The 13,298-nt window shown below is 44.3% G+C and carries 11 protein-coding genes and 1 pseudogene; 3 read left to right on the forward strand and 9 right to left on the reverse strand.

The window, feature by feature from the left end; translation table 11 throughout:
* Positions 1 to 367 precede the first annotated feature (367 nt).
* From M1D71_RS21360 to hcp, 7 genes and pseudogenes are all read right to left on the reverse strand, one after another.
* On the reverse strand, positions 368 to 1,147 hold the full coding sequence (locus M1D71_RS21360) for a hypothetical protein (protein WP_458123560.1): 780 nt from the start codon (positions 1,145 to 1,147) through the stop codon (positions 368 to 370).
* Positions 1,101 to 1,499 (reverse strand): hypothetical protein, encoded by a 399-nt coding sequence (locus M1D71_RS21365; RefSeq protein ID WP_458123561.1) that lies wholly within the window; start codon positions 1,497 to 1,499, stop codon positions 1,101 to 1,103. Before M1D71_RS21365 ends, M1D71_RS21360 begins: the two co-directional genes overlap by 47 nt.
* 93 nt (positions 1,500 to 1,592) lie before the next feature.
* Positions 1,593 to 2,000, reverse strand: a complete 408-nt coding sequence (locus M1D71_RS21370) for a hypothetical protein (RefSeq protein WP_458123562.1) — start codon at positions 1,998 to 2,000, stop codon at positions 1,593 to 1,595.
* 2 nt (positions 2,001 to 2,002) lie between these two features.
* Positions 2,003 to 2,290, reverse strand: coding sequence for a sigma factor (locus M1D71_RS21375; RefSeq protein WP_458123563.1), 288 nt, complete (start codon positions 2,288 to 2,290; stop codon positions 2,003 to 2,005).
* Positions 2,291 to 2,692: 402 nt separating this feature from the next.
* Positions 2,693 to 3,047: pseudogene (locus M1D71_RS21380) on the reverse strand (thioredoxin reductase); the annotation flags it as partial.
* Between the two features lie 74 nt (positions 3,048 to 3,121).
* Positions 3,122 to 4,504, reverse strand: coding sequence for a PTS transporter subunit EIIC (locus M1D71_RS21385; protein ID WP_458123564.1), 1,383 nt, complete (start codon positions 4,502 to 4,504; stop codon positions 3,122 to 3,124).
* 235 nt (positions 4,505 to 4,739) lie between these two features.
* Positions 4,740 to 6,032 carry a hydroxylamine reductase gene (hcp, locus tag M1D71_RS21390; RefSeq protein WP_458123565.1) on the reverse strand — a complete coding sequence of 431 codons (1,293 nt, stop codon included), beginning with the start codon at positions 6,030 to 6,032 and terminating at the stop codon, positions 4,740 to 4,742.
* Between the two features lie 331 nt (positions 6,033 to 6,363).
* On the opposite strand from hcp, the gene M1D71_RS21395 reads away from it, so the two are divergent.
* Positions 6,364 to 9,015, forward strand: coding sequence for a cation-translocating P-type ATPase (locus M1D71_RS21395; RefSeq protein WP_458123566.1), 2,652 nt, complete (start codon positions 6,364 to 6,366; stop codon positions 9,013 to 9,015).
* Between the two features lie 240 nt (positions 9,016 to 9,255).
* Positions 9,256 to 10,596: an MFS transporter gene (locus tag M1D71_RS21400; RefSeq protein ID WP_458123567.1), complete on the forward strand. Its 1,341-nt coding sequence runs from the start codon at positions 9,256 to 9,258 to the stop codon at positions 10,594 to 10,596.
* A gap of 70 nt (positions 10,597 to 10,666) precedes the next feature.
* On the opposite strand, the gene M1D71_RS21405 is transcribed toward M1D71_RS21400, so the two are convergent.
* Both M1D71_RS21405 and M1D71_RS21410 read right to left on the reverse strand, forming a co-directional pair.
* Positions 10,667 to 11,323 (reverse strand): DUF2625 family protein, encoded by a 657-nt coding sequence (locus M1D71_RS21405; RefSeq protein WP_458123568.1) that lies wholly within the window; start codon positions 11,321 to 11,323, stop codon positions 10,667 to 10,669.
* A 187-nt stretch (positions 11,324 to 11,510) separates the two neighbouring features.
* Positions 11,511 to 12,197, reverse strand: a complete 687-nt coding sequence (locus M1D71_RS21410; RefSeq protein WP_458123569.1) for a Crp/Fnr family transcriptional regulator — start codon at positions 12,195 to 12,197, stop codon at positions 11,511 to 11,513.
* 117 nt (positions 12,198 to 12,314) lie between these two features.
* Here M1D71_RS21410 and M1D71_RS21415 point away from each other — a divergent pair, with 117 nt between their 5' ends.
* A complete protein-coding gene (locus M1D71_RS21415; RefSeq protein ID WP_458123570.1) occupies positions 12,315 to 13,166 on the forward strand; it encodes a leucine-rich repeat domain-containing protein in 852 nt (283 codons plus the stop codon).
* The last annotated feature ends 132 nt before the right edge of the window (positions 13,167 to 13,298 follow it).

Here is a 13,298-nt window from a genome sequence, read left to right on the forward strand (position 1 = left end):
TAACGAATCGGAGGCTTCTTATTCAACGATTTGAAGCGCGTGCAGAAATCTAAGGAACCTGAGACACTCTATATCCAATTAAAAAGCCGTTTTCAGTGTTTTTATAAGGGGATTTTGTTAGATAACGTGTCTGATGTTCCTTACAATTTAAAAAGAGGAGCTGAAGGCCAAATAAGATGTCCTGGGTTCCTTAAAAAATCATCTATCCATTCGCCAAGATCGGCAGTCTGGGGATTCAAGACTCTTTATCCATCTCAAAAAAAGGTTACACAAACAGCGCCCACCAGAACGATTCAGGTGGCGCTGTTTTATTTGGTATGAATATGTCGCTATTTTCAATAAGGATACGTCGACATATTTTATCTAATCACACAAATAAGTGTTCATACTTTCGAATCTGGGATCTTAAAATTTGAGTAACTCTCCCAAGAACTTGATCATGCTGTTCAATGAATTGAATAACTGAAGATCGATCAAGTCGAAGATTTGTTTCCAGCGCACGTGCTTGTTTTGAAAAATCACTGCTAAATGGCTTCGCCTTAATCTTGCGCAACGCAATACTTGTTGGCATGCTTAGCGGATAGTCTGTTGTATCTGACAAAAGGCTTAGACCGTGATCAAAAAGTGGACAGAGTCTATATCCATCAGGACCATGTATAAAAGCGATATTATTCAAATGTCGGTCTTCATTTAGCAGAATCGCGTCCAGTGGTAACATGATTGAGAAGTACTCTAGCGTATCTAATTTCAATACATCCTTGAGAAAATCAACAACTAAAAGCACGGAATCTCGTGTGCTCTGTCCTTGCTGTAAATCATCAAATTTGACACCATAACTCTCCAAAATGCGATGCAAAGTAATGATACTCTCTCCCGGCTGCAGAAAATCTTCAGAATAACAACCCGGATATTCAACGTTTTCCTCAATCAGAACACACTGCGTATAAGGAACTATAAGTCCTGATGGAATATTGGATCGACTAATTAGCTCGAACGCTACCCACTCCGCCAGTCCTTCATAACCAAATTTATTAGCTTTTCCCCACTTATTCTCAATTTTCCATTTTAATTGGTCACCCTTGCTGCTACTGACAAAAGTCTTACGAGAATCCTTGCTCACCTGCAAAACGGGGATGGACATCAGCACAGGTCAACTCCTCATTAGAAAATCGAATCCAGACATAATCATCATATAACACGCCATGTGTTTGTTTTACGATCTCCGAAGCTACATAATCATTCAGACCTAACAATTGCAAAATTTTATCGGCATGATGTCTGGTGCGAGGGAAACATCTTGATTCAAAATAATCCAGTACATCCCCTACGGTCACCTTAGACTTGCTTGGAAAAGGGAGAAAAACAGGCGATACACTTTTATCTTGCCACACATCAACCGTTTGATTGCTATAATCCAACTTCACTTTGGCAATCACCTGGTCATGCTCCAAGACCTCAAATTCAAGAGGAGAAGATATAAATTTGTTTATTTTTTTCATCTGCTACCTCCAACATTTTTTTATCAGCTAACAGATTTTGATGTTATTCGACAATATTATACCATTTCTTAGAACATATTATATTTCATCCGTCTAAATTCTCAGATAAAAAAAACTGTGATTCCCAGGTTGTAATTGATTTGTGTCGACGGCTAGATCTCTTCTGGGGTTACTGGGATTAGCAAAAATATATTCAATTGGCACCCATTTAAAATTATCATCACTATTCTGCTGTGGTTGACCATTTAGATTGAGTGCTGAAATTTGCAATAGTAACGCCTCATTTCTATTGATAATTTTTTGGTAGTCGAAATCGCATTTTCTTAATATTTCATCAATATTTATTCTTAATTGAGCTGCGGAGATCGTAAAATATTCTATTATATTCTCTCTGCTGTAGCCTTCTATTAGCTTGTCAGCAACTTTCTGTTCTATTGTAGAAAAGCTTCCTACAACTTCGATTTGAAATATTTGATCCTGATTTTCTTCGACCGCAATCACATCTATAAGCTGTCTTTCATCTTGGTTTTCTTGCTTTGAATTAATTGAGTCAAATGAGTATAATGGTTTCGACTCATTATTTTAAGGATTATACAATTTATTTTTTGGCTAGGTCGTACAATATTATAGTGTTGTATTGTAAACTCTATCATTCTTCCCTTTACGAATTTATAAGCATAACGCCAAAAAAACTCATGTCCTTTTTTAAAATCAAATTTCGAATACGCCTCTATAAGTCCTAAATAGCCTTGTTGTGTAAGATCATCCAATAGCCACTTGTCGTATAACATTCTGGAGTAGAAAAATCTTTGCTGTTCTTTTTACGTTTTTGGCGTGTTTATAGATGGCTTCTTCTATTGTTATCTCGGTGGATTGAGGCTGAATCAAATGCAAGTCCCCAGATATCATCATTTCTACAATTATAATTTAATAGTTGAGGGAAATCTTTCATTCGTCAAAGGTTTTAACTAATCAACAGTAACGTGGTTTTTATGACAAAATATCTTATCTAGGTTCTCATAGAAATAATTTAATTTTGGATTGATAAGCACCTTAATATCTCTTTCATTACGAGAAACACACGATTTTCTCACAAAGAAGCCCGATGCGTGTTTGAGAAAAATCTCGACACAGATCGGGCTTCTTGCTATGACATGTTATCTTTTATTCATATGCAGTTTTACGTATTGAAGAGAGCTTTTCATTTGAGCAACAGGCGACTCGTGTCCGGTAAATTCATGGCGTCTGTGTGCTACCATGACTTCACTTGCTATCTTGCCCATTTCATTCGCCCAGTCGACTGCGGAATCGCCGCCATCCGAGATCAGAACACGCTTCCCGGCAAATCGGGACAGATCGGTTATCGTATAATGCAGATTCGTAAGCTCACAACGGTTGGCACCTTCAACATCCAGCTTTTGCACCTGCGTCATACCTCTCCCAGCACATGGAAATGAGTTCAAATACACCGTCCTCGCTTCGTTCAAGCTCAGCAATTTCCTGACCAAATACAATCGTTGGATCGAACGTTCTCGCTTGTCTTTCCAGGTACAGGCTTACGATGTTCGCTTAGCTCATTTTGTAACATTTTACAACTATTCGATGCTAGCTTTCAGTGATCCCTATCCCCGTTTCTGTCCTTTTCCCGCCATCCAATATGTCAGTCCACCTGAAACACCAAAAGCAATAACCACACCAATGCAAGTGTGTAACAGATTCAGGCTCCCCTCTTCGATGAAAAGCGGGAGGCTGACCAAGCTCGGATTCCCCACCATAGCGAATGCCTTGACAGATAACAATCCGAAATATAGTCCACCCGCAGCTCCACCCAGCAATGCCGCGTAGAAAGAGGATCTCTTTCTCATGTTGACCGCATACAATGCAGGCTCTACAACTCCAAGGAGGGCTGTTCCCGTTTCCCAGAAAGCAAGGCTTCTGGACGCTGGCTCTTTCGAGCGAATTCCGTTTGCAAGCGCGGCCCCCGCTTGTCCAACAATCGCCACTAACATGGCAGTAATCACCATGGAACCACCATTCATAACCATTTCATTAATTAGGATGGCAATCAACCAGTAGTGTAATCCCATAATTAACATCAGTGAGAAGACCGCTCCAAGTAACATCACCGTCAACACTGGAATATTAGCCAACAGTGAATTCAATGCCTCCGGCAGATATCCATCGATCCAGATACCGATAGGACCAAATATCATGAATACCAGTGGAACCAGGATCAATAACGTCAGGAACGGAGCAACAATCCCTTTGGATAATTTTGGACTTATTCGTTGAACGGCTCTTTCCAGATAAGACGCGGCACAGATTGTTAGAATAACCCAGATGGCAGTCGAATAAAAAGCAGGCTGAGACACAAGTGGCAAGCCCAGGAAATGAACCTCTTTTTCACCTGACATCAACATGGTCATCTCCGGATGGAACATCAATCCACCAATAGATGCAGCAACATAGATATTGCTCTTCAACCGATAAGCTGTGCTGATTGCTACCAATACAGGCAGTAGATAAACAACACTGTCCCCAATGATCCTGAATATCGTAAAGGTCTGGCTGTCCATCAGTGCAGAAGAATCCGCTGAACTGTAGGTATCCACTAATGTAATAATAGCGAGTAAAATCTTAATAACGGCGGCTCCGAGAATTGCAGGCATCAAGGGCCTGAACACATCAGATACAAAATGTAAGATCGAGAATCTGTTCTTCTTCACGTGTCCTGCTTCCTGCAATGCTGTTCCTTCCGCTTCCGCTACGCCCATATTCAGTAACGTATTGTAGATCTCTGCAGATTCATCTCTTATTGCCAGATGGCACTGCACACCCGTTACCCGAATATCTGCCTCATATCCTGTGGAGGTCAAAACCGACATGTTCAATTGGGTACTGTCCTTCAGTATCAGGATCGTTATACCCTTATTGTGCTCTACAAGCTTGATGTTCTCCTCGCCACCTGCGAGTTTCAACCAATCTTCATTCTGTGTGTCATGCATTATGTACAATCTCCTCATGTGACGGTAAATCCGTGTTTTGTGATGTGCTACATTCTAATGTGCCTCTATCTATATACACATTTCCACGAAAGAACTTCAATGGGATAATAAAACTAATTTCCCTTACATTGCATATTCATTTAAAGGTATATGGACCTATGACATCGTTTACGTAGCAAAAAAGCCTGCACAAGCGCAGGCTCTAACACATGTTCTATATGTTCCATTTATCCACTTATGACAATGCCAACATCGCGTTCATATCTTCTTCTGCCGTTGTAATTAACTTCAGACCGAACATATCCACGAGTACATCCAAGACACCTTCCGATATGAACTCAGGTGGTTTTGGTCCGATCCGAATATCCTGGATACCCAGGCTGAACAGGCCAAGCAGGATGGCTACTGCTTTTTGCTCAAACCAGGACAGCACAATGCTGACAGGCAATTCGTTCACGGTACAGCCAAAAGCATCGGCCAATGCCATTGCAATCTTCACGGTGGAACCGGAATTATTGCATTGTCCCAGGTCGATATAACGCGGTATACCCGTGTCTCCAACCGTACCATAATCCACATCATTGAAGCGGAACTTGCCACAAGATGTCGTCAGAATAACGGTATCATTCGGCAGCGATGTAGCAAGTTCACGATAGTAGTTGCCGCCTTTGCCTGGTGCATCACAGCCCGCAATCACGAAGAATCTTCGGATATGACCGTCTTTTACCGCTTGAATAATTTCGGGCGCAAGTCCGATTACCGTCTCATGATGGTATCCTGTCGTTAAGACTTGCTCGGACTGTACATCAGCCGCAGGCAGCGACAAAGCGCGTTCAATCAGAGGTGAGAAGTCGTCATCCATAATCTTGGCAACACCTTCCAGACCGGCCACCTCGTATGAGAAAAAGCGGTCTGCATACGTGCCTTTGATCGGCATGACACAGTTGGTCGTTGCAAGAATGGCACCTGGGAATTGCTCGAACAGTCTGCGCTGATCATACCAGGCTTTGCCGATATTGCCCTTGAGATGGGCATATTTCTTCAGCGCCGGGTAACCGTGAGCAGGTAACATTTCCGAGTGGGTATAGATGTTGATTCCTTTGCCTTCGGTTTGACGCAGCAACTCCTCCAGTGCATATAGATTATGTCCCGTTACCACGATGCACTGTCCTTCGATCTGATTCTGACTAACCGTAATCGGCTGCGGTACACCAAAGCGGTCTGTGTGCGCACGATCCAGCACGTCCATAATGCGGATTGCTGCATTGCCGACTTTCATCGCCATCTCCAAATGCTCTTGAACATTAAAATTCGAATTCGTTAATGTCATATATAATGCTTCATGTGTAATTCGATCCACCTCAGGATCATGATATCCCAACTGGCGTGCATGTGTTGCATAAGCAGCAATCCCTTTTAACGCAAAGATCATCGTATCCTGCAAACTTGCGATCGTTTCATTTTTGCCGCATACCCCAACCACGGTACACCCGCCACTCGGCGTCTGTTCGCACTGATAACAAAACATATGATTCCCCTCCAAACTAGATTAAACACTGTTCGTTATGAAACAGCGTAACAGACCCCGATATGTCCATGTGTGATGGTGCACACAGTTTCTGATCCAACACTTGTATTTGGTTCTCTGTATGTCTCTGAATCACTGGAAATAATAACATTGGGAATGAAGCATATCTCGGCTCATTATGAAAAATACTGTGTACATAAGAAAAACTTCTGATCGAAGTACTATCGAGGGATACATTCGTGGTTAAAAAAAATTATGGAAATGAAACGATTCTAGATTTTGGTCGTAAGGGTAATACACAGAGAAATCTAATATTCAAGGAGCTGGTCAATTGGAACACTATAGACACAGTGCAGAGGAAACCCTTCAGGATGTGCAGAGTTCCTCTAAGGGACTAACCACCTCCGAAGCTGCCAAGAGACTTGAAACGGAAGGATATAATGAGTTAAAAGGTAAAGATGCAACGCCAGTCTGGAAACTGTTTCTCGAAAATTTCAAAGACCCTATGGTCATCGTGCTACTGATTGCAGCCGCCGTACAGGTTGTACTTGGACACCTCATTGAATCGTTGATCATATTCTTGGTTATTTTGCTTAATGCCGTGATCAGTGTAGTACAGACCAAAAAAGCAGAGAGTTCGCTTGACGCGTTAAAACAAATGTCTGCACCTGAAGCCAAGGTCATTCGTGATGGCCAGAAAAAGACCATACCAGCGAGGGAACTCGTGCCTGGTGATATTGTTATGTTGGACGCAGGAGATTATGTCCCTGCCGACGGACGTATCTTGGAATCAGGCAGTCTGAAAATTAACGAAGGCATGCTGACCGGAGAATCCGAAGCTGCGGAAAAACACGCCGATGTCATCCCGGATGAAGCTCCAATTGGAGATCGCCGCAATATGGCCTTCAGTGGTTCACTGGTCGTATATGGACGCGGCATGCTCGTCATTACAGGTACGGCACTCAAAACCGAAATCGGCAAAATTGCCGAACTAATTGAAAATGCCGAAGCCAAGAACACGCCATTACAGCGTAAATTAGAATCATTCAGCAAAAAACTGGGCTTTTTCATTCTTGGCTTGTCGATTCTCATCTTTGCCATTGAAGCCGGTCGGGTATGGTTGACCGAAGGTACGGAAAATATCGGACCGTCCATTGTAAATGCACTGATGTTTGCGGTAGCCGTTGCGGTTGCTGCCATTCCTGAAGCACTCTCCTCCATTGTGACCATTGTATTGTCAATCGGAACGAATAAGATGGCCAAACAGCATGCGATTATTCGCAGACTGCCTGCCGTGGAAGCGCTCGGTTCTGCCAGCATCATCTGTACTGATAAAACAGGAACACTAACGCAGAACAAGATGACGGTCGTGGATTATTACATTCCCCATGGCACCAAGGACGAATTCCCCGATGATCCCGATCAATGGTCTGATGAGGAACGACGTTTGTTACATATTGCAGTGCTCTGCAATGATTCGAATATTAACCAGGAAGGCAAGGAACTGGGTGATCCAACCGAAGTGGCCCTCATCGCCTTCAGCAACCGGGTGAACAAGGATTACAATGAAATCCGTGACCAATTCCCGCGTGAAGCCGAGCTTCCTTTTGACTCGGATCGAAAACTCATGAGTACGGTTCATACGTTTGAGGGACAGACAGCTTTACTGACCAAAGGTGGGCCGGATGTGTTGTTCAGCCGCTGTAGTCATGTGTTTATTAATGGTGAAGTTCAGCCCCTGACACCTGAGATTCGTAAACAATTTGAAGAAAAGAACGAAGCCTTCTCCAAACGAGCCTTCCGTGTGCTGGCTTATGCGTACAAAAAATTCGATGATAAAAACAAGGTTACCGTTGATGACGAGCATGATCTGACGCTTGTTGGCCTGACAGCGATGATTGACCCACCGCGCGAAGCGGTATACGGCTCTATTGAAGAGTCCAAAAAAGCGGGCATTCGCACCATCATGATTACCGGTGACCACAAAACGACGGCTCAGGCCATCGGTGTGGATATTGGCCTTGCCGAACCAGACGATCTCGCCATTACCGGAGCCGAACTGGACAAAATGTCTGATGAGGAGCTGGATCAACAACTCGAACACATCTCGGTCTACGCCAGAGTATCGCCTGAGAACAAAATTCGGATTGTTCGTGCATGGCAGCGTAAAGGCAAAGTTGCAGCCATGACCGGAGATGGAGTTAATGACGCACCAGCGCTGAAACAAGCCGACATCGGTGTAGCGATGGGTAGCGGAACAGATGTTGCCAAAGATGCGGCTGCCATGATTCTGACCGATGATAACTTTGTCTCCATCGTGAATGCGGTCAGTGTTGGACGGATGGTATTTGATAATATCAAAAAAGCCATCGCATACCTGTTTGCCGGTAACCTCGGCGCCATTATCGCCATTTTGTTTGCCTTGATCGTCGGCTGGGTTAATCCATTTACGGCCCTTCAACTGCTGTTCATTAATCTGGTGAATGACTCCCTGCCTGCCATTGCACTAGGTACCGAGAAGGCCGAGCCGGATGTCATGCGGCGCAAACCACGTGATATTAACGAAGGCATCTTCGCAGGTGGAACCCTGCAGGCTGTAATTACGCGTGGTGTCCTGATTGGGGCGGCTGTTATCGTATCCCAATATATCGGACTTGGTATCTCGGAGGAAATCAGTGTGGCTATGGCCTTTACAACACTGATTCTGGCACGCAGTCTTCAGACTTTTGCAGCACGTTCCAACACACAGACCATCTTACAGGTGGGCTTCACGACCAACAAATTCGTGCTTGGCTCCATCCTGGTATGTCTCTGTCTCTATGCAATCACACTGATTCCAGGTGTTCGCGGCGTCTTCGCCATCCCGGATACGTTTGGCTGGAATGAGTTCCTGATTGCAGGCGGACTCGCTCTTGCTGCCGTCATTCTGATGGATGTCATCAAGTGGATTCGCAATCGCGGTAAACAAGTTGCTGCGGCATAAGAGTCAAAAGATGTACCTCTTAAAGGTTTCATGCAGATATAGGCGCCCTTTGTCAGGGCGCCTATTTGTTTATTCATCTATGAATTATCGTCTCACATTCACAAGTAATCCCAGCGAGAAATATTATGACATTATTGCCATATGATGAAATAGGGTGTAAAATAATATATTGCTTTTATACAAATTCCCATTGATGTTCTATCCGAATTCATATTCATACCCAAAGACAGGAATGGTTACGTGAAAGATAAAATTGTCATGCCACTCTGGACATGCTGCCTGTTCATCGTTGTAATGAATACCACCATGTTCAATGTTTCTTTGCCAGTCATTATTCATGATCTTCAGATCACCTCAGATCTGGGGTCCTGGGTTATCTCAAGCTATTCGATTGGTTACGCTTTGTCGACGGTGATCTACAGTCGATTGTCAGATCGTATTCCGGTACGCAAACTGTTAACAGTTGGACTCCTGATCCTGGGGTTATCTTCGTTGCTAGGATTGTTCGCGCATAGCTTTCCGATCCTGTTGCTGACACGCATACTGCAATCTGCGGGTGCAGGAGTTATGGCCGGTCTGGGTCTCGTCATTGCGAGTCGTTACATCCCGGTGGAACGGCGCGGAGCTGCCATCGCGCTGATCTCATCAGGTAGTGCGATGGCTTTTGGACTGGGCCCCATTGTCGGCGGACTCATTAGTGAGTACTGGGGCTGGAATGGACTTTTTGCCATAACGGTACTTGTCCTGCTCGCCCTGCCCGTATTACTCTATTTCCTCCCCCGGGAAACGGTCAAAACGGATCAGCCGTTCGACTTCATTGGAGCCATATTAACCGTCATTAATGCCACTACACTTCTGGTAGCGATCACCCAGCAATCCTGGTTATGGTTCGCCATAGGCGTTATCTCGCTTATTGCACACCTCTTGTATATCCGTAAAGCGAATCTGCCGTTTGTGAATCCACAAGTGTTCCGAACGCCGGGATACACCCGGTTAATCCTTATCGGATTCTGCGTGCTCGTCGTGAATCTGGGCAATCTGTTTTTGATGCCGCTTGTGCTCGCTGATCTGTATGGGCGCTCTTCACTCGCCATTGGTTTGCTGATTGCTCCTGGAGCAATCGTTGCAGCATTCTGTACTCGTTTCGTCGGGCGCTGGATCGACCGTTATGGCAATATGCGATTCATGATCATCGGGCACACCTTGCTTGCAGCGGTACTTGCCTTATTCATGCTCGGACTTGATCAGTCCGCCTTGATCATTACCAGTGGTTATCTCTTTTTCTCACCGGCACTCTCAGCCTCCATGGCTTCACTGAATAATGAAGCGTCACGTGTGCTACCCAAAGCGCAAATAGGTTCGGGTATGGGCATGCTACAACTGATTCAGTTCTTCGGTGGTTCGGTGTCTGTAGCCGTGTGTGGGCTGCTGCTACACAGCATTCCGGGAGTCTCGGTCGAGGAAGCTTATCATGTGGTCTATGCATGTCTGTTGTTCGTCTGCGTTGTCTCACTCGGGTTGACCGTCTGGCATAGCAGAGCATCACGCTCAGGCATTGAACCTGTTATATTGGACAGTTAATGTTTAAAGTTCAGAACAAAAGGCCTGCGCCAAGCGCGAGCCTTTTTTTGTTCCTCAATCAGCATGTTGACTATTTCCCGTCCAGTGCGAACTTCCAGGCCTCCATTACGCTAATTGGGGCTTTACTACTGCTCTCACCGCTGCCTTCCTGTGTCCAAAGTGGTGGATAATAGGCAAATACTTGTCCTGTCTGTAGCTGAGACATATCTTCCTGCCAGCCTTTCCAGCGAAAGGTCTGATAGAACTTCTCCAGATCCCCATTTGCGAGCCAATTCATGAAACCTGAATATGTCAGTTCTGTCGATTCCCATTCCAATGTATCCGGTGCAAAATAATAGACCTGTCCCGTTCGGCCATACTTACCAGTATCCATTCCGAAAAAACCGCCTGCCGCATCATATGCGACAACCATCATGCCTTCCAGTACATCTACCCAAGGTTGCTCACTCACACCATTCCAACTGGTTAGACTTCCCGATGTACTGTCACCACCCGCACCAAGCAGCGTGATCCAGCCATGGTCCAGTACAATGCCTTCTGTCTCATAAGCAACAGCCCCCAAATAGGATTTGGTGCTTATTTGCAGACGATAGAGTGTATTTTCTGCAGTCTCCCGTGCGGCGGGAACATATGAATATGTATTTTGCCCTCCATCCAGCAGCTCCTTTAATTCCTCCCAAGCGTGGTTCTCACGATCATATAATTCTTCTGCAGACCATGTGTTCATATTCATTCTCCTTTCGATATATCTCAATTCCGGCCGCCATATGCCTTTAACTCTCCATTATCGTTGTCCAAGTCCACACAGATGTCCACCTCCCTTCGGGTAAAACCATACGGCATAATAGCTTTTCCATACTGCGCGTATCGTTTTTTTTGATTCACCGAAATATATTAACGAGTATTCCGTATGTTCATCCCCCTCGTGTGAGGCTCATCAAAACTTCAACATTCCTGATATATATTTTTTGATTTTTCATTCTGACCACATCCTGATGTTGCAAATCCTTTAACAGAAGCGTAACAGTCTCCCGCAGCGTTCCGACCATATCAGCCAAATCCTGATGAGTCAGCCTCAAATTAATGATTGCCCCCTCATCTTCTTGCGTACCGAATTTGGAGTACAGCTTTTGCAGGGTCAACATCAATCGTGTCCTGGCATCATTCGTTTTCATTTCATGCAACTTCTCGTTGGCTGAAATCAACCGATCAATTTGAAGCTGTAACAATCGATCTTTAACGATTGAATACTGTGCAATCATTTGTTTAAACAGATTCTGGTCAATGGTGTACAGGACGCTTTCACGAAGGGCAACAACCGATAGCAATCTAACCTTGACCGGGTCCACTAGCTCCATGTCCCCAAAAATATCCCCATTGCCCAACAGATCAATCGTATGCTCTCTTCCATTCGTCGTTCGATACACTTTGATTACTCCAGATAATACAATATAGGCACCGTGGCTCTCCTCACCTTCATCAAAAATCCGTTTACCTTTTGAATAAGACTGTTTTCGGAAAAGCAGGCTGATCTCTTGCATTTCAGCAGGGTTTACATCTCTGAATAAAGGAACAGCTTTCCAAAACGACATATGGTCCATATCATATTCTTTCCTTTCTAGACATCCGTTTCCCGTATGCTGGCATACAGAATATTGTACCCTGTCCTGATATAGTTTGATAAGCATATAGATCATCTTGTTAGAGGAGAGAATACCATGAGAGTTAATCTGGATGGAATGGACTTGACGGAAACACCGAAGGACGTATGGAATGTACATCATCTTATCGAATTGAGCCTGTATAACAACCGGGTCAAAAAACTTCCTAAGCAGCTGCTTGAACATCCTGAACTTGAAATATTAAATTATGCCGGGAATGAAATTGAAATTTTACCAGCGTACATAGGTCGGCTCATTCATTTGAAAATGCTGGATCTGGGGCATAATCGTCTTGAACACTTGCCCAATGAGATTGGTCAATTAAGATCACTGGACTCTTTTCTCTATCTGAGCAACAATCGGTTTGCAAGCCTTCCCGAGGAACTATGTAACCTCCGACTGCTTAAATACTTGAACGTAACGGATAATCAGCTGCAGGAGCTTCCGGCCAACATCGGCAATCTGGAGAGCCTGATTGAACTGCGGTTATATGGTAACAAACTGAGTTCTCTTCCTGAATCCCTTACCATGCTAAGCCGTTTGAGAGAAATCCATGTTTATGGGAATCAACTGACTGGCCTGCCCGAGCATATGGGTAACCTCACGGAGCTTCGAATATTGGACTGCAACGACAATAAGATAACAGAACTTCCACGCTCCATGGGCAAACTAAAGAAACTGAGAAAGCTTAGTCTAAGAAAAAACAAAGTCACCTATCTGCCACAGGAAATCGGTGAGCTCAGCAGACTCATTGAACTGGACCTGAGAGATAACGATATATCAGAAATCCCCGATTCCATTATGAATTTGGACCATTTGGAGAAGCTTGATCTGAGATGGAATAGGAATTTGACACATACATCCTGCTTAACCGCCCTCGAACAAAGAGGCTGTGTAGTTTACACCTAACCATCCGCACGCTCCAGGATTGAAAATAAAATTCATTCACAATTATATTCGTAAATCAATTTTATCTGTTCCCCTGCAGCGTTCCTCGTTTGACCAAATGTCTCTACTCGACTTTTCGAGATAATAAATACT

The organism is Paenibacillus sp. Z3-2 (assembly GCF_054161325.1).